A 20,191-nucleotide genomic window follows, 5' to 3' on the forward strand; every position below is an offset into this window, starting at 1 on the left:
TGGGACAGCTCGATGGCGCGGGCCTTGCAATCCATACTAGTTCAAGTTCGTTCATCTGCCGGGCTGCCTTCCAGGGCGCGCGCGCAGCCCTGAACCTGGAAAGCTGCGCTCGCGCGGGCAGCGGTTTATGATCCTTGCCTGTCGTCCATCACTGCGAGTCCGATCATGCCTTTTGAACTGGACCTTCCCGAAATCCGCGCCGGCATCCTTGAATTTCCGGTCTGGCATGCGCGCGGTGGTACGTCCACCGGGCTGATCCTGGCTCGCGAAACCCTGCCCGAGGACCCGGCGCTGGTCGAGGAACTGCTGCGCCACCTGATGGGCGTGCCGCTGAGCGGCGACCTGCCGGGCAATAACCAGATCACCGGCCTGGGCCGTGGCGGGCCCACCAGCAACAAGGTGTTCATCGCTGAGCGACGGCCCGGCGAGTCGCGTCTGGTCAGCACCCTGGCGCAGCTGGCGGCGGGTAAAAGCGCGATCGACTGGAGCGTCAATTGCGGCAACATGTCGGCGGCCTTGCCCTTGTACGCCCTGGAGCGTGGCTGGCTGAGCCCGGACGAGGACAGCGCGCAGATCGAGATCTTCAACAGCAATACCCAGACCACCATGCTCGCGCGCCTGGCGTTCCGCGACGGTCGCCTGCTGAGCGATACGCGGATTCCTGGGGTCAATGGCGTATTCCCCGGGGTCGACCTGTTTCTCAGCGACCCGGTGGGGGCCAAGACCGGCCAGCTGTTTCCCACCGGGCAACGCATCGATCTGCTCGACGGCGTGCGCGCCACCTGCCTCGATGTGGCGGTGCCGATGGTCATCGTCCAGGCCGCGGACCTGGGCAACACCGGCCTGGAAACCCCGGCGCAACTGGACGCCGATGCCGAGTTCAAGGCGCGGCTGATCAGCCTGATGGTGCAGGGCGGCCTGCGCATGCAATTGCGCAACCGCAGCGGCGCCCTGATGAGCGCCGAGGAGCTGCAACGCAGCGAAACCCTGCCGAAGATCTGCATCGTCAGCCCGGCCCAGGGCGCGGGCGATATCAATACCCGTTATTTCACCCCGCAGAATGCCCATCCTTCATTGGCCGTCTCCGGTGGCTGCTGCCTGGCCGCCGCCTGCCTGGCGCCAGGCACCGTGGCCCATGAACTGCTCAAGACGCCCAAGTCGCTGAGCGCCACCACGGCGGAATACCCGGTGTCGATCGAAAACCCGGCGGGGGTGCTGGACACCTTGATCACCGCGCGCGAGGAGGGCGGTTCGATGCGCATCGATGCGGCCGCCTACCGGCGCAGCGCGCAGATCCTGCTCAAGGGCCGGGTGCCGCTGTACAACGCCTCGGCGGCGTTGTTCGAGGCGTTGCAAGGGCGGGGCTGAACCCCGCATCCCGCAGATGGCAGCAAATCCGCTCAAGCCTGTGAGCGGTATTCGCTGGGAGCGACCCCGAACTCGCGGCGAAAGGCCCGGCTGAAGGCCGCCTCGGATTCATAACCCAGCTGTTCGGCGATCTGTGAAATGCGCAGGCTGGAGGTCTGCAGGCGCTGACCGGCCAGTTGCATGCGCCAGTGCATCAGGTAGCGCATCGGCGATTGGCCCACCAGGTGGGTGAAACGTTGCGCCAGGTTGGAGCGCGACTGGTTGACCAGGCCGGCCAGGCGCTCGACGCTCCACGCCGCGCCCGGCTCGGCGTGCAACAGCGCCAGTGCCTGGCCGACCAGTGGGTCGCGCAGCGCAGCGATCCAGCCGCTGATGCCTTGCGGGGCATGGGCCAGCCAATGGCGCACGGCCCAGATAAACATCAGGTCGATGATCCGCGACAGCATGATGGTGCTGCCGATCGAAGGGTTGCGCACTTCCTTCTGCATCGCCGCCACGGTCAGCGACAGCCATTCACGGGAGCCGATCAGGTCGCTCGGGTCCTCGCCCTGGCAACTGACTTGCAGCACCCCGGGCAAGCCCTGGATCAAGGCCTGGCCACACCCGCCCTCGAACCGGAAGACGCCGCTGGTGATGCGTGCCGGCAGGTCCGGGCTGGCATCCGCAGCGCTGTGCAGTTGATGAGCCTGGCCGTGGGGCACGAACAGGATGTCCCCGGGCACCAGGCGGGTGGTTTCGTGATTGCCGTCGAGCCTGAGCTGGCAGCCGGCGTCCTGGATCACATGGAAACAGGCGCCGCCCGCCGCTTGCTGCAACAGCTGGCCGGGGTGCAGCAGTGTCTCGCCCAGCAGCTCGCCACGCATCCGCGCCAGGCTGAACACTTCGAAAAACACATCGGCGGCCGGGTGCCTGAGGTCGGATGGCGAGGCGGCCGGGGTCAGGTGTCTCTGCACAGTCTTCGGCTTTTCGGTCATGGTCGGTCGGCACCGTCCCCTTCGATAATGAGCGTGCCCGAGCATAAGCCAGCACGGGGGAGGGCGTCTCCTGCCTGTCACTTGACGAGCGACCTGCCCCGCAATGCCCAGGGCCCGGTAGTACCGCCGCCAGCGGCGAGCGGTCTTTATCCAGACAGAGGATTCAAGGTCATGAGTGGTCAGCCTACGATTGTGTTGGTGCATGGTTTTTGGGGCGATGCGGCCCATTGGAGCAAGGTGATCATCGAGCTTTCGCGCAAGGGCTACAGCGCGATCCGCGCGGTGGAAATGCCCTTGACGTCGCTGGCCGATGACGTCGAGCGCACCCGCAAGATGATTGCCCAGGTCGATGGCCCGGTGTTGCTGGTGGGGCATTCCTACGGCGGCGCGGTGATTACCGAGGTGGGCGACCAGCCCAACGTGGTCGGGCTGGTGTATATCGCCGCCTTCGCCCCGGATGCCGGGGAAAGCCCGGGCTCGATCACCCAGCAGCACCTGCCCGCGGCGGCGGCCAACCTCGAGCCCGACAGCGATGGCTACCTGTGGCTCAAGCCGCAGGCCTTCCATGAGAGCTTCTGCCAGGACCTGGGCGCCGACGAAGCGCTGGTCATGGCGGTGACCCAGAAGGCGCCGCTGGCCAGCACCTTCGGCGACACCATCAGCGCGCCGGCCTGGAAGAACAAGCCGTCCTGGTACCAGATCTCCAGTGACGACTGCATGATCCATCCGCGCAACCAGCAACTGATGGCCGCCCGGCTCAACCCCCAAAAGACCCTGACCCTGGCCAGCTCCCATGCCTCGCTGGCCTCGCGGGCGGCGGAGGTCGCGGCCTTTATCCACGAGGCCGCCAGCGCCAGCGTCCAGGGCTGACAAGGCCGTGCTTCAGGCCCCGCTCAGGAGCGGGGCCGGTTCGGCTCACAGGTCCAGGTCGACCCATACCGCCGCGTGATCCGAACCGGCGTTTTCCTTCTTGTCCAGCTGCGGGTAGACGTCCCAGCGCTTGGGCTTGCTGCCCGGCCACATGCCCTTGCGCCATACGCCGCCGGCGGTGACGGTGGCGAACAGCGCGGGAGACAGCAGCAGGTAGTCGATCTTGTTCGCCGCCTTGCAGGTGTCGAAGGTGCCGGGGTAACCGCCGTCGTCGAAGGCCGGATGGACAAAGGCATCCTTGAGGTCGGTGCCCTTGAGCAAGGGCTCCAGCGGCGCGCTGTCCGGGGTGTCGTTGAAGTCGCCGACCACCGCGATATAGATCTCGCCCTGGGCCACCAGCGCCTGGTAGATAAGCTTGATCCGCTCGGCCTGGGCCAGGCGCTTTTTCGCCGAAGCCGCGAGGCTGCCGAAGCCTTTGCTCTTGAGGTGATTGACCAGCACGATCAGCTGCTTGCCGTCAGATAGCGGGATCTGGAACTGCGCGCAATCGCGGGAAAAGATCAGCTCGCCGTTGGCCGCGGTGTCGTCGACATGGCTGCGCAGCTGGCCGATGGGGTAGCCCTCGGCGGTCATCAGGCCGACGTCGATGCCCCGCGTATCGTTGCCGTCGATCAGCATCACATGCCGGAACAACGGGCCGCCCAGGGCACCGATGATCTCCGTATTGAAGTCGCGCAGGGCCGGGCGGCTTTCCGCCTCGACCACCGCCAGCACATCGGCTTGCAGGTCGATCATCACCCGCGCGGTATTGCGCATGGCTTCCAGGTCCACCGGGGCCTCGATCAGCTCCAGCGAGCCGACCCACTCGGTGCGCCCATTGGCGACAATCTCCAGGCCGCCGGCCTTGGGCCGCTTGACCAGGCTGCCGCGGTTCTGCCGTAGGATCACGAAGGGCCCCTGGTCCGACTTGCTCAGTCCCAGCTCGGTCAGCAGCTTGACCATCTGCGCCTTGTCCTGGTCCGTGTAGATGGGCTCGCCCAGCAGCTGGTTGAGCCGGGCGAAACGCTCCAGCACCGGCTTGCCCTCGGCCCAGCCTTCCAGGTTCATGGCCTTGGCGCGGTTGAACAGGTTTTCAACGTTGTAGGACGCGAGTCTCATCGTGCTCTTCCTGTGAAAAGGGGCGGACGTCAATGAGCATTACAACCGATAAAAATGACCGAATACCGACAGACGCGGCGTCTTGTTCCCTTCTTTATGCTGAACTCAAGAAAGGGCTAAACCGGCCTGAGATTCCCGGTGGGCGAGTCGCAGAGGGCCGGTGGGGGAACGGCCTGACAGACAGCACTTCGTCCGAACCGAACCGGAGGACAGGGCATGAATGATGAGTCCCGCGAGCAGGGCGAGCCGTTCAAGCGGCTGTTCTTCGCCTTGCCCTGCACCGTCGCCCAACGCCTGGCCATCGCCCAGTGGCGCGGCGCGCTGGGCCTCAGGAGCGGCCGGCCGGTGGCGGCGGAAAACTTTCATTTGACCCTGATGTTCCTGGGCTCGGTCGCGGTGGCGCAGATTCCGCGGATCTGCGCCGCGGCGGCGAGCGTGCGCACCTGTGGCGAGCCGCTGGACGTCCCGCTCGACCGCCTGGAGGTCTGGCGCCGGGCCGGGGTCTTGTTGCTGGCGCCGACACAGGCGCCGCTGGAGTTGCGCCAGCTGGTGTATGCCTTGCAGGAAGCGCTGCTGCCACTGGGGCTGGTCGATTCGCCGCGGGAGTTTCGTCCGCACTTGACCTTGATGCGCGACTATCGGGCGCCGGTGCCCGAGTCCCAGACCCCTGCGGACTTTCACCTGAGTGCCCGGCACTTCGCCCTGTTCGAGTCGCATAAAGGCCGTTATCGGCCGCTGGCTGAGTGGGCGCTGGCGCGGTGATTGGGGGCGCCATCTCGTCAGGTTCGCCGACCGGCCGAAATCCGGATGCCTCAAGGCCTGCACGTTATAGTTGAAGGGGCCGAATCAACGGGAGGGGCACATGCGCCAGATCGTCAGCAAAGAGCCCTGGTGGGCCGCGCCGCCGAAACCGGGCCAGGATGAGTCCGAGCTGGAGTGGGGCTGGCTGGTCACCTACAGCGAGGGCGAGCCGCGCTTCGAGTTCGTCAAGGAGCGTCCTTCGGAGCAGGAGATCCGTCAGCGCAAGAGTTGCCGGACCACGCCGTCCGAGTAGCCTGTCGGCGCAGCGCTTACTGCTTGTAGCCGATCTGCCGCAGCAGGTTCTTGCGCCACAGGATGTCGTCGTCGCCTTCCAGGCCCTTGGCGCAGAAGCCATCCACCACCCCCAGCACCGCCCGGCCCTGCGCCGTTTCCGCGAGAATCACCTGGGTCGGGTTGGCGGTCGCGCAGAAGATGCGGCACACCTCAGGCACCATCTTCAGGGTGTTGAGCACGTTCAACGGATAAAAACCGTCGCCGAGAAACACGATGAAACTATGGCCGGCGGCGATCGCCTGGGCGTTTTTTTGCGCCAGCGCGATCATCGTCGGATCGCTGCCGGACCAGCGCACCAGGCATTGGCCGGAGGCTTCGCAAAAGGCCAGGCCAAAGGCGATGTTCGGCACGGCACCGACCAGGGCTTCGTGGATGTCCTCGACGGACTTGATGAAGTGGGTCTGGCCGAAAATGAAGTTGGTGGCTTCCGGCTTGTCGATGTTCACGCTGATCAGTTGCATCTCGAACCGCTCCTTGCCGGTGTCGCGCGGCGCTAGGGGGCGTTGGCGGAAAGGGTGGGCCCGTCGCAGCCGTTATCGGGGCGACGGGATTGCTTCCAGCAACAGATCAAGCATAGCCATTCATTGGCCGCGGCTTCGCTCGTTCGCGCTTGGGGCGGGAGCGTCCTGGAAACAGGATCGGCGGTCATGCGCCGACCGCGCAAGGCTGCTATGCCTTCCCTAGGGGGCAATGGTTTCGGGCCGGCCGAGAGGCGGGGCGATGCCGATGCGTGGCCGTGGTCACGGTGCCTGCCTGGCGCACGCAATGAACAACGGGCGCCCGTTTCGCAGGAGGTGGCAGATGTTATTCATTGTCAGTTGGTCAATCAGCCCCGAACGTCGTAACAGTGCGATCGAGCGATTTCTCAAGACCGGTGGGGCGCCACCCGCAGGGGTGAGCATGCTGGGGCGCTGGCATGCCGTCGGTGGCATGACGGGGTTTGGTATCGCACAGACCGACGATCTCACGCTGATGCAGAAATGGGTGCTGGAGTGGAGCGACCTGCTCAGGATGGACGTGCACCCGGCGCTGACCGATGAACAGGCCGCGCCGTTGCTGGCGGCGGTGATCGGCAAGCAATAGCCGTTGGCGATCGGCCTGAAGCTGTTGCTTCGGCAAGAGCGGGACAGAACTGGAGGTTGTCATGCCTAAATTTGTGATTGAACGCGATTTCCCGGGCGCTGGAGCGCTGTCGGCGCAGGATCTGCAAGGGATCGCGCAAAAGTCCTGCAAGGTGCTCGATGAACTGGGGCCGCAGGTGCAGTGGCTGCACAGCTACGTCACCGGCGACAAAATCTACTGCGTCTATATCGCGCCAGGCGAGGAGCTCATCCGGGAGCATGCCCGGCAAGGCGGTTTTCCGGCGGACCGGGTATCGCGGGTGACCTCGATCATCGATCCGACGACAGCGGAGTAGTGCCTTGCGGTGACAGGCGCGCGCCTGGCTCGGCATACCCTTGCCCCAGGGCGAGGTGATGCCGCTGGCAGGAAAACCAGGCCGCCCTCGGGGCGGCCTTGTTCATCGGCGCGGCGTGCCGCGTTAGCGTTGCGAGGCGTCTTGCCAGGCACAGGCTCGGCTATGCTGCACAGTCGACGGCCGGTTGGCGGCCGATGTCCACACCTTGAACCAAGAGCGCCATGAGAAAAACCACCCAGCAGCTGTTGCTCCACGAAATCGCCGACTGGCGCCACCGTGGCCTGATCGATGCCGAGGCGCAGCAGCGGCTCGGCGCCTTGTATGAACGTCCCGAACACCGCCTGTCCACGGTCTTGCAATGGCTGGGTATCGGCGCGGTGCTGCTGATCGGCATGGCGGTGCTGGGCGGCATTGGCCTGCTGGCCGAGTCGGTGCTGGTGGGGGCGGTGCTGTTTTTCGCCGCCGGTGTCGGGCTGTGGCTGATCGGCGCGCGCCTGGCCCGCGACCCGGCGCGGCGCATGCCGGTCACCGGGGTGGCGATCCTGACCATCGGCCTGATCCTGATGGGCGCCAGCCTGTTGCTCGGCAGCTCCGACAGCGAGACCGGCGAGTTCGGCAACCTGCCGCTGGCGCTGCTGGTCACCGCCGCCCTGAGCATCGCCACCGCCTATGGCTATCGCCTGCGCTGGCCGCTGCTGCTGGGCCTGCTCTGCGTCTTCCACGGCCTGGGTTCGTGGGAGTGGTATGGCGGTTCCGGCACGTACTATTTCGGCATCCAGGACCCGCGCTCCATGGCCGTGATCGCCGCGCTGACCGCGCTCCTGGGGCTGTGGCACCAGCACGCCGAGGATCACGCCCTGCGCCGTTTCAGTGGCTTCGGGCGGCTGTATGTGATCTTCGGGCTGCTGTACTTCAACTGCTCGCTGTGGTTCCTCAGCCTGGAGGAAGCTTACCGCCAGCCCCTGACCTGGACCCTGTTGTTCACCCTCGGCGCCATCGTCCAGCTAGTACTCGGTGCGCGCTTCAAGCACCCCAGCTTCACCGGTTTCGGCGTGGTGTTCCTCGGCATCGACCTGTACACGCGCTTTTATGAGTACGCCTGGGAACAGCTGAGCGCCGCGGTGTTTTTTGCCGTGGCCGGCGCAGTGGGCATGCTCCTGGGCTGGTTGTTCGAACGCACCGCGCTGCGCGCCGGGGAGGCTGGCCAATGAACCCGGATCGCCGTAATCGCCAGGTGCACAACGCCCTGGACCAATGGCTGCGCGACGGCCTGATCGACACCCAGGCCCACGCGCGGATCGCCGAGCTGTACCCGCTGACCCGCTGGGACTGGCGTTCCCTGGGGCGCTGGTTCCTGACCTTCGGCGCCATCAGCCTGGCGGCTGGGCTGCTGATCCTGCTGCATGAACACCTGACGTTCACCTTGCCGAAACTGGCCGGTGGCCTGGGCGTATTGATGGTCGGGCTGTTTGCCGCCGGGCGCTGGCTGCTGGGCAAGCAGTTGAAGCTGCTCGGCGCGACCCTGGAGTTGCTCGGCGGCTTTGCCCTGATCGGCCTGAGCCTGGTGCTGGGCATGATCTACTCCGACGGCTCGGGCAACTGGCCGGCGCTGTTGTTGGTGGACTTGCTGCTGTTGCTGGCGCTCAGCTACGTGCTGAACAACGCCTTGCTGCTGACCCTGTGCAGCGTGCTGTTCTTCGTCTGGTTCGGCGGGCGCAGCGGTTACGAGTCGGGCTGGGGCGCCTACTGGTTCGGCATGAACTATCCGCTGCGTTTCCTCGGCGCGGCCCTGGCCATGGCGCTGTTCGGTTTTGTTCATCTGTGGGGCGAGGCGTCAACGCTTGCCCGTTATCGCGGCTTTGCCAAGGTGTGGATTTCCGCCGGGCTGTTCATGGCGCAGATGTCGTTGTGGCTGTTGTCGCTGTTCGGCAGCTACGACCTGATCGACGGCCCCTGGCACCTGGCCGAATCCGGCGAGCTGGTGTTGTTCAACGGGCTGTGGGCGGCGTTCAGCCTGGGCCTGTTGGCACTGGGCATTCGCCTGCGCTTTTCCATGCTGGTGGGTTATGGCGCGACCTTCTTCATCATCCAGCTGTACACGCTGTTCTTCACCCAGCTGGCGGAAACCCTGGGCTGGTTCGTCAGCCTGCTGATCGCCGGCGGCAGCCTGCTGGGGCTGGTGGTCTGGCTGGAAGGCGAACGGCAGAAGCGCCGGGCTGGGCCGGGCGAAGCGGAATCGGCGTAGGGCAGGGGAGTAGCCCATGCCCGAAGCTGCGGGCATGGGCAAACGACAGGCGTCAGGCCGTCAGTCGTTTTTCAATATCCCGGTAGGTTTCGCTGTCTGTGGCCGCCAGCAGTTTGCGGCCATCCTTGAAGGTGGCGATGAAGGTCACCTCGGTTTCCTTGCCGGCTATCAGGTAGCCCGCCAGAGCACCCACCGGACCCAGCAGCATGGCCCCGGCAATGCCGTAGCCAATGGCGTCCCTGTTGGTGATGCTGTCCTGTGTCGCGATTTCCAGATGTTTGAATGCGGAGGCTTTGACCTCGACCCCCGGCGAGGGGTTGGTGGCTGTGGCCAACCTGAAGACTCCCTGACGGTACTCACCATTCCCTTGTAGAAAATCACCAGCCAATACATTGATCTTTGCCATGTTGAATATCCTTGTTCAAGCATTGCGGAATTGACCATACAGCGCTGTCCGGCGCCCACCGTCAATGGGTGGACGATGAAGGGCGGTACCGCTGATCGTTGATGTTGCGCCTAACAGCATCGGTCTCGAGTGTAGACGCCTGGTTGACGCAGATCAGTGCGCTGGTCGCAATGGGCTACCGCTCGTCTGTTTGATTCTGCGCGGGCTGCAAGGCTGTCGCGGGGTGCCTGGCGTCCGTGTTCGGCAATGTTAATAAATGTTAGATTGAAAAAATACTTCACATAATCTGTTCATTGGTGGATGATCGGCCACAACCTGATAACAACAAATCACAGGACGGCCCTTCGATGTCCGACAAGGTCTCGATTCACCTGCCAAGCGACCCTGTCGCCCCCGCCGCCCGTGCTCCCATTTATCCCGCGGCCCGCCGCTCGCGCCTTGCCGGCGTGGACCAGGCTGCTGCCTTCCCTGGAGTACCCCATGAATAACAAGAATGTCGGTGTTGTCGGCCTGGGCGCGATGGGCCTGGGCATTGCCCGCTCGCTGCTGCGCGCGGGTTTCAATGTGCATGCCTGTGACGTGCGTGAAGCGGTCACCCAACAGTTCGCCAGCGAAGGCGGGGTGGCCTGTGCGTCGCCGGCGCGAATGGCCGAAGCCTGCGATGTGATCATCACCGTGGTAGTCAACGCCGAGCAGACCGAAACCGTGCTGTTCGGTGGAGAGGGCGCGGTGTCGGCCTTGGGTGCCGGCAGCCTGGTGATCGGTTGCGCCACCGTGGCGCCGACCTACGCCGTGGAGCTGGGCGAGCGCCTGGCCGAGCAGGGCCTGCTGTACCTCGACGCGCCGATCTCCGGCGGCGCGGCCAAGGCCGCCGCCGGCGAGATGACCATGATGACCTCCGGCCCGGCGGCCGCCTACACCAAGGCCGAAGCGATCCTCGCCGGCATGGCGGGTAAGGTCTATCGCCTGGGCGACGCCCACGGCCTGGGTTCCAAGGTCAAGATCATCAACCAGCTGCTGGCCGGGGTGCACATCGCCGCGTCCGCCGAAGCCATGGCCCTGGGCCTGCGCGAAGGGGTGGACGCCGACGCCCTGTACGAAGTGATCACCCACAGCGCCGGCAACTCCTGGATGTTCGAGAACCGTGTGCCGCACATCCTCAAGGCCGACTACACACCGCTGTCGGCGGTGGACATCTTCGTCAAGGACCTGGGCCTGGTGCTGGATACCGCCCGCGCCAGCAAATTCCCCCTGCCGCTGTCGGCCACCGCGCATCAGATGTTCATGCAGGCCTCCAGCGCCGGTTTCGGCCGCGAGGACGACTCGGCGGTGATCAAGATTTTCCCGGGCATCGACCTGCCGACCGCCAAGCCCGAGCCTGTCTGAGGAAGCTTTCATGACCGATTCCACCGCACGCCCGCTGCTGGGCTGCATCGCCGACGATTTCACCGGCGCCACCGACCTCGCCAACATGCTGGTGCGTGGCGGCATGCGCACGGTGCAAAGCATCGGCATCCCGAGCCGCGAAGTGGCGGCCGGGCTGGATGCCGACGCTATCGTCATCGCCCTCAAGTCGCGCACCACGCCGGCTGCCGAGGCAGTCGAGGAGTCCCTCGCGGCCCTGGACTGGCTGCGCGAGCAGGGCTGCGAGCAGATCTTCTTCAAGTACTGCTCGACCTTCGATTCCACCGCTGCCGGCAATATCGGCCAGGTCAGCGAGGCCCTGCTCAAGGCCCTGAACAGTGATTTCACCCTGGCTTGCCCGGCGTTCCCGGAAAACGGCCGGACCATCTTTCGTGGCCACCTGTTCGTCCAGGACCAGTTGCTCAGCGAGTCGGGCATGCAGCATCACCCGCTGACGCCGATGACCGACGCCAACCTGGTGCGCGTGCTGCAAGCCCAGACCCAGCTGAAAGTCGGCCTGCTGCGCTACGACAGCATCGCTGGGGGCGTCGAGGCGGTGCGGGCGAAGATCGCCGAACTGCGCCAGCAGGGGATCGGCATGGCCATCGCCGATGTGCTGTCCGACCAGGACCTCTACACCCTCGGCAGCGCCTGCGCCGACCTGCCGCTGCTGACTGGCGGCTCGGGCCTGGCCCTGGGCCTGCCGGGCAACTTTCGCCGTGCCGGCAAACTGCGCGACTTCGATGCGGCGTCGCTGCCGACCGTCGAAGGCGGCGAAGTGGTACTGGCCGGCAGCGCCTCGGTGGCCACCATCGGCCAGGTCGCGGCCTGGCTGGAGGCCGACCGTCCGGCCCTGCGCATCGACCCCATGGCCCTGGCCGCCGGCGAACCGGTGGTGGAGCAGGCCCTGGCCTTTGCTCGCGACAGTGACGAAACCGTACTGATCTACGCCACCAGCACCCCGGCCGAGGTCAAGGCGGTGCAACAGCAACTCGGCGTCGAACGCGCCGGCACGCTGGTGGAGAACGCCCTGGGCGAGATTGCCGCGGGCCTGCGCCAGAACGGTGTGCGCCGCTTCGTGATTGCCGGTGGCGAAACCTCCGGCGCGGTGGTCAAGGCGCTTGGGGTCAACCTGTTGCAGATCGGCGCGCAGATCGACCCGGGCGTGCCGGCCACCCTCAGCAACGCCGTCGAGCCCCTGGCGCTGGCCCTGAAGTCCGGCAACTTCGGCAGCCGCGACTTCTTCGCCAAGGCCCTCAGGCAACTGGCCGGAGGTGGCCAATGAGCGCCGCGGCGAACCAGGAACAGGCCCTGCGCGAAGAGATCTGCGACGTCGGTCGCAGCCTCTACCAGCGCGGCTACACCGTGGGCAGCGCCGGCAATATCAGCGCGCGCCTCGACGATGGCTGGCTGATCACCCCGACCGATGTCTGTCTCGGCCGCCTCGATCCGGCGGCCATCGCCAAGGTCAACCTGGCGGGGGAGTGGGTGTCCGGCAACAAGCCATCCAAGACCCTGGCCCTGCATCGCCAGGTCTATGACCGCAACCCGAGCGTCGGTGGCGTGGTGCACACCCATTCCACCCACCTGGTGGCGCTGACCCTGGCCGGCGTATGGCGGCCGGACGACATCCTGCCGCCGCTGACGCCGTACCAGGTGATGAAGGTCGGGCACATTCCGCTGATCGGCTACCAGCGCCCGGGTTCGCCCAAGGTCGCCGAGCAGGTGGCGCAACTGGCCAACAGCGTGCGCGGGGTGATGCTCGAACGCCTGGGGCCGGTGGTCTGGGAAAGCTCGGTGGCCAAGGCCAGCTACGCCCTGGAAGAACTGGAAGAAACCGCGCGACTCTGGCTGATGAGCAACCCCAAGCCCGCGCCGCTGGATCAGGCAGCCCTGGATGAGCTGCGCGAGACCTTCGGCGCGCACTGGTAGGTAGCGCGCCGCTGCAACTCGAAACTGTAAACCGACATTGCAAGCACCGCCCGGGAGTCGTCGTCAGGCTCTCGAGGGCCCCGGCTTGCCTGAAAAAACAATAACAACAGGACATCCCCGCATGACGTTCCCTGACTGCAGCTGTTTTGGTTTCACCAGCGCTTCTTTCTCTTATGAGGGAGGTGCCGCGCAATGAGCCCGCTTATCCTGATGTTGACGGCCGGTGCGGGCATCGCGCTGCTGCTGTTCCTGGTGCTCAAGTACAAGTTCCAGCCCTTTGTTGCGCTGATGCTGGTGAGCATCCTGGTGGCGCTGGTGGCCGGGGTGAAACCGGCCGACCTGGTGGCGACCATCGAAGGCGGCATGGGCAAGACCCTCGGCCATATCGCGATCATCATTGCCTTGGGCGCGATGATCGGGCGGATCATCGAACTGTCCGGCGGCGCCGAGGCCCTGGCCAAGACCCTGATCGAGCGTTTCGGCAACCGCCGCACGCCGCTGGCGCTGACCATCGCCGGGTTCATCATCGGCGTGCCGGTGTTCTTCGAGGTGGGGGTGATCATCCTCATGCCGCTGGCCTATGGCGTGGCCCGGCGGGCGCACAAGCCGCTGCTGGTGTTCGCGTTGCCGATGTGCGCGGCGCTGCTCACTGTGCATGCGTTCCTGCCGCCCCATCCGGGCGCCGTGGCCGCGGCCAGCCAGCTGGGCGCCGACCTGGGCCGGGTGCTGATGTTCGGCCTGCCGATCACCGCCTTCCTGTGTTACGTAGGCTACCGCGTGGCCGGGCGCATGACCCGGCGCTTCTACCCGATGACCGACGACATCCGCGCCGAAGTCTATGGCCCCCACGTGACCAACGAGGACCTGCTGGCCTGGACCAATGGCAACGCCAAGGACCCGCAACAGGCCGCGGTGGCGGTGTCCCACATGGGCCTGGAAGAATCCACCAGCGCCATAGTCGCCAAGCTGCCACCGGCGCCCGCGCCCGGTTTCGCCCTGATCGTCAGCCTGATCCTGTTGCCGATCGTGCTGATCCTGCTGGGCACCCTGGCCACTTCGCTGCTGCCGGCCGAATCGACCTTGCGCGGTGTCATGACCGTACTCGGCGCGCCGCTGGTGGCGCTGCTGATCGATACCTTGCTGTGCGCCTGGCTGCTGGGTTCGCGCCGTGGCTGGAGCCGCAGCCAGGTGTCGGACGTGATCGGCTCGGCCTTGCCGGGCGTGGCCATGGTGATCCTGATCGCCGGGGCCGGCGGGGTGTTCGGCAAGGTGCTGGTGGACACCGGGATCGGCGCGGTGGTCTCCGACCTGCTGCGCACCACCGGCCTGCCGGTGCTGGCCCTGGGTTTCTTGCTGACCATGCTGCTGCGCGCGGTGCAGGGTTCGACCACCGTGGCCCTGGTGACCACTGCCGGGATCATCAGCCCGCTGATCGCCACCCTCGCCCTGACCCCCAACCACATGGCGCTGCTGTGCCTGGCCATGGGCGGTGGCGGGCTGGCGATGTCGCATATCAACGACGCCGGCTACTGGATCTTCACCAAGCTCGCCGGGCTCAACGTGGCCGACGGCCTGCGCACCTGGACCGTCATCACTACCTTGCTCGGTACCCTGGGTTTCTGTATTACCTTGCTGATCTGGCCTTTTGTCTGAGCCGTTTTTAGGAGCCAACATGCCTCGTTTTGCTGCCAACCTAAGCATGCTCTACCCGCAACACGGGTTTCTCGACCGTTTCGCCGCTGCGGCGGCCGACGGTTTCGAAGCGGTGGAATACCTGTTCCCCTACGACTACAGCGCCGAGGAACTCAAGCAGCGCCTGAGCGACAACGGCCTGGTCCAGGCGCTGTTCAACGCGCCGCCCGGCGACTGGGCGGCGGGCGAGCGGGGCACCGTGACCCTGCCGGGGCGCGAGGCGGAATTCCGCACCGGCTTCGACCGCGCCCTGGAGTACGCCGCGGTGCTGGGCAACTCGCGGATCCATGTGATGGCCGGCCTGCTGCCCTCGGAAAGCCTGCGCGAACGCCATCACGCGGTGTACCTGGAGAACCTGGCCTACGCCACCGCCCAGGCGGCCAAGGTCGGCGTCACGGTGCTGCTGGAGCCGATCAACACCCGCGACATGCCGGGCTTCTTCCTCAACCGCCAGGACCAGGCCCAGGCGATCTGCAAGGAGGTCGGCGCAAGCAACCTCAAGGTGCAGTTCGACTGCTACCACTGCCAGATCGTCGAGGGCGACCTGGCGACCAAGCTGCGCCGCGACTTCGCCGGCATCGGCCATATCCAGATCGCCGGTGTGCCGGACCGCCACGAGCCGGACCTGGGCGAACTGCACTACCCGTACCTGTTCGGGCTTATGGACCAGCTGGGCTACGACGGCTGGGTCGGTTGCGAGTACCGGCCGCGGGGCGACACCTCGGCCGGCCTGCAATGGCTGCGGGACTGGAAAGCTTTCTGAGGGGCGGGCAGGGCGGCTGCACTGGTCAGTGCGTGCCGCCCGCGAAGCGTGATTCTGCGCGAATCTGAACATTTCTGAAGGTGTCGGCCTTCGCCTCCCACCTGCGGGTACATTGGCTCCCTGTCGCCAGGGCCATCACTGGTGCCATCAATGGGAGCGGGGAACATGGAAAAGTCGATATTCGTCGATCAGTCGGGCCTGGACGACACGCCTTGCCGCCCGCGCGATCTGCATTGGGAACAGATCCCCACCGTGACCCTGGAGCGCATCGAGCGCGAATACCGCCGCGCCCGGCGCACCACCATGCTTGGCCAGTGGATCAATATCGCCAGCGTGCTGCTGGTGGTGCTGAGCGCCGCCTGCGGCCTCTGGCTGTGGAACCACTTCCGCGCCCAGGGGCTGGACCAGGGCTTCGGCCTGCGGCAACTGTTCGTGCTGCTGTTCTTTTTCGCCAGCCTGTGCGCGGTGGTGGAGTGGTTGCGGCGCATTCGCCGCACCACCCGGGTCGCCCTCGACGGCTTGAGCGAAGATCTGCGGGATATCGCCTGCGTGCTGTGGTTCAGAAAACAGCACCGCTGAGACGCGCTCGGCCAGCTGTCAGTCCTTGGCTGCCTTGACTTCCGGGTCGGACGGCAGCAGCAATTCCACCCCTTGCTTGCGAATCCCGTCCGCCGCGGCCTGGGCCAGGTCGTCGTCGCTGATGATCACGTCGAACTGCTCCAGCCCGGCGATGCGGTACATGCTGAAGGTGCCGTACTTCGAACTGCTGGCCACCAGCACCACCTGGGACGCCGACTGCATCGCCACCTGCTTGACCTCGACCTTCAACGCCGACGGCGTGGTGATGCCGCGGCGCAGGTCCCAGGAACTGGTGGACATAAAGGCGATATCGGTCACCACCTGACGCAGGGTCGCCACCGCCAGCCCGCCGACGCAGGAATGGTTGTCGTGGTCGAGCTGGCCGCCGGTGTGGATCACCGTCACCTGCGGCGCCTCCATCAGCGCCTGGACGATACCGAAGTCGTTGGTCACCACGGTCATGCCCGACAGCGCCTTGATGTACGGCACGATCTCCAGGGTGCTGGTGCCGGCGTCTAGGTACACCGTCATGTCCGCGTGCAGCAGGCGCGCCGCCAGCCGGGCCATGGCCTGTTTCTGCGGCAGCTCGACCACCGCCTTGCTCTGGTGGCTCGGCTCGCTGTGCAACTGGCTGGCGATACGCACCCCACCGGTCACCGAATAGGCCCGGCCTTCCTGCTCCAGCAGCGCGATATCGCGGCGCACGGTCATGTGCGAGCAGTCGAACATCTCCATCAACTGATGCACGCTCAACACCTGATGCTTGCGCAACTGGCGCAAAATCAGCTCGCGACGCTGCTCGGGAATCATCGGGGCGCCGCTATCGCTGGCGATGTCCTTGGGGTTGGGCATTGAGGCTCCAAGTAAGATAGGGGCGAGTTGAAAGAGGATTTTAGATAGAGATTCGAAGGAATACGAGTCAGTGACTATAGATCGTCTGATTAGGAAGATAAGGTAGTATAGACGGATCAATCCCTATAGGAAGTGCATATTAATATCCTGTTTTATTATCTGCGTCTTAAAGTCCACAGTTCATGAACTCTAGAAAGATGTTCATTGGCCAGGGCTTTTGCATTTTTGCCAGAAATCCCATTTTTCTTATATCGTTTTAGTACGACTTCTCGATGAAGCTTTTCCCATCCAGGGAAAGTGGCGGACGAAGGAACCTCAATTAGAATTTTTGGTTTTTCAAGTGCTTCGCTTACCCGTTCGCAAAACTGAAAAGGAATAAGATATGCTCCTCGAGATTTTATGATGCCATCAATTAGACCTGCCTGCTTTTCTAGTGTGAAGCGAATTGATAGAGTACATTTTACAGGTTGTTGAAACTCGAGAGTTAAAAAGGCGTGTTTTTTATCTAGAATGCTTCGCCCCCATTTCACTATTACATCCCCAGGAGGAGTTGTTTCGTGAATTAATACTAGGTCGCAAAAGTTTTGATGTTTTTCGCAGTTTAGTATAAGTGCAGGGATCATGCGGCCCTCTGCTATGTCAGGGTGTGCGATTCCCCCATCAGCTACAACAAATACGGTGTCTTTAGGTTTGACTTGTCTTATGTTCATTGGTAAATCTCATCAGTAAAAAACTTTCTAACGAACTTCTTTCGCCACTTGATGTTGTAAAGGCGAGCTCGTATTTGTCGATAGATAAAGTTTCAGTTATTCTGCGTGGAATTTCAAAGATTAGCCAGCCGGATATAGTTGTCCTTGCGTTAAGATTGATTGGGGGCTCTATTATTTTTGAGCTGTCTATGTGTGTAGGATGTTTGTTTGTTGGCTTAAGTGTTATTTCGTGGGTGCGGCCTGCTCTGTCGTAAACGTGTAAGTGAAGGTCGGTTTGGGTTATTGTTTTTGGTGCGTTCGCTGAATTTGAGATGGAGAAAGAGAAGGCGACAAATCTAATTTTATCATTGGTATCCCACATTGTGCCATTAATTAAGTATGTGGATAGTGTAGAATGCTTCTCTTTGTGGTCTTCTTCTGCGATTTTTAATGCGCGTCTTGCAATATTTGAGCTGTAATAAGAAATTAGTAGGGAAAGTATGGCTGCCGCTGCAGAGACTATCGAAATTATAGAGTCCTTGGATAATTGGTTGTATGTCTCAATCATGCTCTGAATTCTTTGACTTTGTCTGAGGTTTTTTTTGCTGTGGCAAATGATCTGATGGCCTAGCCGTGTACTGTTGTTAAGTTACTACAAGGATGGATGATTATCTATTGTTGTTTTTAAAGAAAGCAGGTGTTTTTACAAGGTATGCTTTGCGCTAGTGGTGATTTTAATGACCGTGGCGCAAGATTGTAGTTTCTCTTTTAGGGGGGAGGCAACAACATCCGCTGTGGTAGTGAGTCTTAGGGTTTTGATTGGATATCTTGTGATTGCACAGTTTATCCCATGTTAAGTCTTGTAATCTCCTCGCTCTCACAGCCCTGAACGGCTGTTGCGGTTGCTCGGTGCATCGGTCTTTTTATCAAAATGCAGGAGAATAAATGATGTCAGCACCAAGGAGCTGGTTGGCCCTAATTTTCGGTGTTTGCCTGACGACTTTGTCCTTGGCGGCCACGGAGGGCGAACTCCCGCCGGTGGGTGATCGGGTGCTGGCTTGCAGCGGTGAGCAGGGAGTGAAGGTCTGGACCCTGCGTTATGGCGAGCGCAGCAGGCGCTGGTGTAGGTCGATGGCATAGACCATGGATGGCAGAAGCGCATCCAGAAAATGCACGTCGAGAAGACCAGCAAGGGCACGCGCTATTTCACCGAAGTGGATGGCAAGCCCTTCGTCGCGCTGATCGTGCGTGGCAACAGCGGCGAGCTGTACCTGCCGGGTGAGGGTCAGGAAATGCCCCTGGACTATGACCAGGACCTCTCCGACCAGGGCACCCAGTATTTCTTGACCGACTACCTGCAGCAGCCAGTAGTCCCTTGAGCGGTAACCGTCCCGCACGCTCGACGGGCGTACCAGCGGTTACCAAGGAGCAGTCATGGACCCCAAACGTTATGAACACATGACAATCAGGGCCGAGCCCCATGAAATGCGCATGAGCCATTGGGTGTATGCACCGAAGGTGGTGGATGGCCGCGATGGCCGGGTGCTGCTGGACCTGAGCGGCGGACCCTGGGACCTGGTATCCAGCTCGCCATCGACGGCGGCGGTGGAACTGCTGTTGCGCAAATACCCCGGAGATCGTGAAGCGATCTGCCTGAGCATTCGCCTGGCCGACAACAGCCTATGGCTGGAGGGCACTGCGGTTGCCGCCGAGGATATCGAACGGGCGCTGGAGCGGGCGCAGGGCTGAGCGGCGCCGTGGCGCATGCCGGCGAAGCGTCACCGGGCCCTGGCGACCGTTGGTAAGCTGGCGGTTCTTTCTTTTGCCAAATGGCATTAGTATTAATGCCATCTGTCATCAGGCAGGGAGATGAGCATGACCGCCGCCGCCAAGAATACCGCTACCGTGAAACCTTCAGCCAAGGCCGAGAAGGTCAAGGGCGTTGCGCCCAAGGCCATCGCCAAGGTCGAACCACGCAAGCCCTCCGCAAGCCGCAGCCCCAAGGCCAAGGCCAACCTGCTGCGCGAAGAGGCGGCTGTCTATGCGCTGCCTTCGCCCATGGTGCGGGGGCTGCTGCCGGGCACCAACGCCGATGACCCCATGGCGGTCTTCAGGGCCACCCAGCTGGGGTTCTCCCTCGGCGCGGTGATCGAGCTGGTGGAGTCGGTCGAGGCCTTCAAGCGCTACAACGTGCTGTCGAAGATCGTCGGCTTTTCCGAGCGCACCCTGGCGCGGCGGCTGAAGAACCAGGAGCAGGCCCTGACCCCCGAACAGAGCGCCCGCGCCTTGCACTACGCGCAAGTGCTGGAAAAGGCCGAGGCGGTACTGGGCTCGCGGGCGCTGGCCGAAGACTGGATGACCCAGCCGGCCCTGGGCCTGGATGGCGAAGTCCCCATCGACCTGCTGGCCAACCCGGTGGGCTATGAACTGGTGACGGACTTTCTGCACCGGCTCGAGTTCGGGGTCTACTGATGCTCACCGACCCCCTGGCCCCGTCCCTGCATTTCTGGCGCCTCGACCAGGCCCGGCATGCCTCGACCTGGAACAGCGGCATCGGCGCCGAAGGCAGCGGCGGCCGCTGGAACCCCAAGGGGCTGCAAGTGGTGTACGCCAGCCTGGACGCCTCGACCGCCATCCTGGAAGTGGCGGTGCACAAGGGCTTCAAGGCCCTCGACTGCCTGCCCCATACCCTGACCGCCGCCCGGGTGCTGGCCCCCTCAAAGGTCCACACCGTCCGCCCCGAAGAC

25 protein-coding genes are annotated in these 20,191 nt (G+C 63.7%); 18 read left to right on the top strand and 7 right to left on the bottom strand.

Translation table 11 applies throughout. The features are described from left to right. Positions 1–165 precede the first annotated feature (165 nt). Entirely contained in the window at positions 166–1,368 is a 1,203-nt protein-coding gene (locus DK261_RS15280) for a PrpF domain-containing protein (protein WP_110175918.1), read from the top strand. A gap of 32 nt (positions 1,369–1,400) precedes the next feature. Here DK261_RS15280 and DK261_RS15285 read toward each other — a convergent pair whose 3' ends face one another. Further along, a complete protein-coding gene (locus tag DK261_RS15285; protein WP_110175919.1) occupies positions 1,401–2,342 on the bottom strand; it encodes an AraC family transcriptional regulator in 942 nt (313 codons plus the stop codon). Positions 2,343–2,513: 171 nt separating this feature from the next. On the opposite strand from DK261_RS15285, the gene DK261_RS15290 reads away from it, so the two are divergent. Beyond that, a complete protein-coding gene (locus tag DK261_RS15290; RefSeq protein ID WP_110175920.1) occupies positions 2,514–3,212 on the top strand; it encodes an alpha/beta hydrolase in 699 nt (232 codons plus the stop codon). A gap of 45 nt (positions 3,213–3,257) precedes the next feature. Here DK261_RS15290 and DK261_RS15295 read toward each other — a convergent pair whose 3' ends face one another. Then, entirely contained in the window at positions 3,258–4,370 is a 1,113-nt protein-coding gene (locus tag DK261_RS15295; protein ID WP_110175921.1) for an endonuclease/exonuclease/phosphatase family protein, read from the bottom strand. A gap of 216 nt (positions 4,371–4,586) precedes the next feature. Here DK261_RS15295 and thpR point away from each other — a divergent pair, with 216 nt between their 5' ends. Together thpR and DK261_RS15305 are read left to right on the top strand one after the other, a co-directional pair. Next, a complete protein-coding gene (gene thpR / locus DK261_RS15300) occupies positions 4,587–5,132 on the top strand; it encodes an RNA 2',3'-cyclic phosphodiesterase (RefSeq protein WP_110175922.1) in 546 nt (181 codons plus the stop codon). Positions 5,133–5,232: 100 nt separating this feature from the next. Next, on the top strand, positions 5,233–5,424 hold the full coding sequence (locus DK261_RS15305) for a hypothetical protein (RefSeq protein WP_009048622.1): 192 nt from the start codon (positions 5,233–5,235) through the stop codon (positions 5,422–5,424). 16 nt (positions 5,425–5,440) lie between these two features. On the opposite strand, the gene DK261_RS15310 is transcribed toward DK261_RS15305, so the two are convergent. Continuing rightward, positions 5,441–5,926, bottom strand: a complete 486-nt coding sequence (locus DK261_RS15310; RefSeq protein WP_009048623.1) for an adenosine-specific kinase — start codon at positions 5,924–5,926, stop codon at positions 5,441–5,443. A 340-nt stretch (positions 5,927–6,266) separates the two neighbouring features. On the opposite strand from DK261_RS15310, the gene DK261_RS15315 reads away from it, so the two are divergent. The 4 genes from DK261_RS15315 (at position 6,267) to DK261_RS15330 (ending at position 9,127) form a co-directional block, all read left to right on the top strand. Further along, positions 6,267–6,548 carry a DUF3303 domain-containing protein gene (locus tag DK261_RS15315; RefSeq protein ID WP_016704577.1) on the top strand — a complete coding sequence of 94 codons (282 nt, stop codon included), beginning with the start codon at positions 6,267–6,269 and terminating at the stop codon, positions 6,546–6,548. Positions 6,549–6,609: 61 nt separating this feature from the next. After that, positions 6,610–6,882, top strand: a complete 273-nt coding sequence (locus tag DK261_RS15320) for a DUF4242 domain-containing protein (protein WP_009048626.1) — start codon at positions 6,610–6,612, stop codon at positions 6,880–6,882. A 221-nt stretch (positions 6,883–7,103) separates the two neighbouring features. Next, positions 7,104–8,093, top strand: a complete 990-nt coding sequence (locus tag DK261_RS15325) for a DUF2157 domain-containing protein (RefSeq protein WP_110175923.1) — start codon at positions 7,104–7,106, stop codon at positions 8,091–8,093. After that, a complete protein-coding gene (locus tag DK261_RS15330) occupies positions 8,090–9,127 on the top strand; it encodes a hypothetical protein (protein ID WP_053268863.1) in 1,038 nt (345 codons plus the stop codon). The genes DK261_RS15325 and DK261_RS15330 overlap by 4 nt, the downstream gene beginning before the upstream one ends. 52 nt (positions 9,128–9,179) lie before the next feature. On the opposite strand, the gene DK261_RS15335 is transcribed toward DK261_RS15330, so the two are convergent. Then, complete coding sequence (locus DK261_RS15335) at positions 9,180–9,533, bottom strand: hypothetical protein (RefSeq protein ID WP_009048629.1); 354 nt, start codon at positions 9,531–9,533, stop codon at positions 9,180–9,182. A 480-nt stretch (positions 9,534–10,013) separates the two neighbouring features. On the opposite strand from DK261_RS15335, the gene ltnD reads away from it, so the two are divergent. The 6 genes from ltnD to DK261_RS15365 all read left to right on the top strand — a co-directional run bounded on the left by ltnD (position 10,014) and on the right by DK261_RS15365 (position 15,903). Beyond that, on the top strand, positions 10,014–10,919 hold the full coding sequence (gene ltnD / locus DK261_RS15340; RefSeq protein WP_103330951.1) for an L-threonate dehydrogenase: 906 nt from the start codon (positions 10,014–10,016) through the stop codon (positions 10,917–10,919). Positions 10,920–10,929: 10 nt separating this feature from the next. After that, a complete protein-coding gene (otnK, locus tag DK261_RS15345) occupies positions 10,930–12,222 on the top strand; it encodes a 3-oxo-tetronate kinase (protein WP_110175924.1) in 1,293 nt (430 codons plus the stop codon). Next, positions 12,219–12,869 (top strand): aldolase, encoded by a 651-nt coding sequence (locus tag DK261_RS15350; RefSeq protein WP_009048632.1) that lies wholly within the window; start codon positions 12,219–12,221, stop codon positions 12,867–12,869. Before otnK ends, DK261_RS15350 begins: the two co-directional genes overlap by 4 nt. Before the next feature lie 192 nt (positions 12,870–13,061). Beyond that, on the top strand, positions 13,062–14,522 hold the full coding sequence (locus tag DK261_RS15355) for an SLC13 family permease (RefSeq protein ID WP_110175925.1): 1,461 nt from the start codon (positions 13,062–13,064) through the stop codon (positions 14,520–14,522). Between the two features lie 19 nt (positions 14,523–14,541). Beyond that, positions 14,542–15,324, top strand: a complete 783-nt coding sequence (gene otnI / locus DK261_RS15360; protein WP_110175926.1) for a 2-oxo-tetronate isomerase — start codon at positions 14,542–14,544, stop codon at positions 15,322–15,324. Positions 15,325–15,489: 165 nt separating this feature from the next. Continuing rightward, positions 15,490–15,903 (top strand): hypothetical protein, encoded by a 414-nt coding sequence (locus DK261_RS15365; RefSeq protein ID WP_110175927.1) that lies wholly within the window; start codon positions 15,490–15,492, stop codon positions 15,901–15,903. Positions 15,904–15,921: 18 nt separating this feature from the next. Here DK261_RS15365 and DK261_RS15370 read toward each other — a convergent pair whose 3' ends face one another. The 3 genes from DK261_RS15370 to DK261_RS32875 all read right to left on the bottom strand — a co-directional run bounded on the left by DK261_RS15370 (position 15,922) and on the right by DK261_RS32875 (position 18,012). Beyond that, complete coding sequence (locus DK261_RS15370; protein WP_023969102.1) at positions 15,922–16,755, bottom strand: DeoR/GlpR family DNA-binding transcription regulator; 834 nt, start codon at positions 16,753–16,755, stop codon at positions 15,922–15,924. A 155-nt stretch (positions 16,756–16,910) separates the two neighbouring features. After that, a complete protein-coding gene (locus tag DK261_RS32870; protein ID WP_146218531.1) occupies positions 16,911–17,465 on the bottom strand; it encodes a hypothetical protein in 555 nt (184 codons plus the stop codon). After that, positions 17,440–18,012: a hypothetical protein gene (locus DK261_RS32875; protein WP_146218532.1), complete on the bottom strand. Its 573-nt coding sequence runs from the start codon at positions 18,010–18,012 to the stop codon at positions 17,440–17,442. Before DK261_RS32875 ends, DK261_RS32870 begins: the two co-directional genes overlap by 26 nt. A gap of 601 nt (positions 18,013–18,613) precedes the next feature. Here DK261_RS32875 and DK261_RS33890 point away from each other — a divergent pair. From DK261_RS33890 to DK261_RS15390, 4 genes are all read left to right on the top strand, one after another. Continuing rightward, positions 18,614–18,823, top strand: coding sequence for a hypothetical protein (locus tag DK261_RS33890; protein ID WP_371923073.1), 210 nt, complete (start codon positions 18,614–18,616; stop codon positions 18,821–18,823). A 55-nt stretch (positions 18,824–18,878) separates the two neighbouring features. Further along, positions 18,879–19,193: a hypothetical protein gene (locus tag DK261_RS15380; RefSeq protein WP_110175928.1), complete on the top strand. Its 315-nt coding sequence runs from the start codon at positions 18,879–18,881 to the stop codon at positions 19,191–19,193. Between the two features lie 126 nt (positions 19,194–19,319). Then, positions 19,320–19,916, top strand: a complete 597-nt coding sequence (locus DK261_RS15385; protein ID WP_110175993.1) for an antitoxin Xre/MbcA/ParS toxin-binding domain-containing protein — start codon at positions 19,320–19,322, stop codon at positions 19,914–19,916. Then, positions 19,916–20,191, top strand: a 276-nt coding sequence (locus DK261_RS15390) for an RES family NAD+ phosphorylase (protein ID WP_158286941.1), incomplete at its 3' end; no start/stop codon positions are given. The genes DK261_RS15385 and DK261_RS15390, both read left to right, overlap by 1 nt.

The organism is Pseudomonas sp. RW409 (genome assembly GCF_003184125.1).
In the GTDB taxonomy this organism is placed as follows: domain Bacteria; phylum Pseudomonadota; class Gammaproteobacteria; order Pseudomonadales; family Pseudomonadaceae; genus Aquipseudomonas; species Aquipseudomonas chlororaphis_I.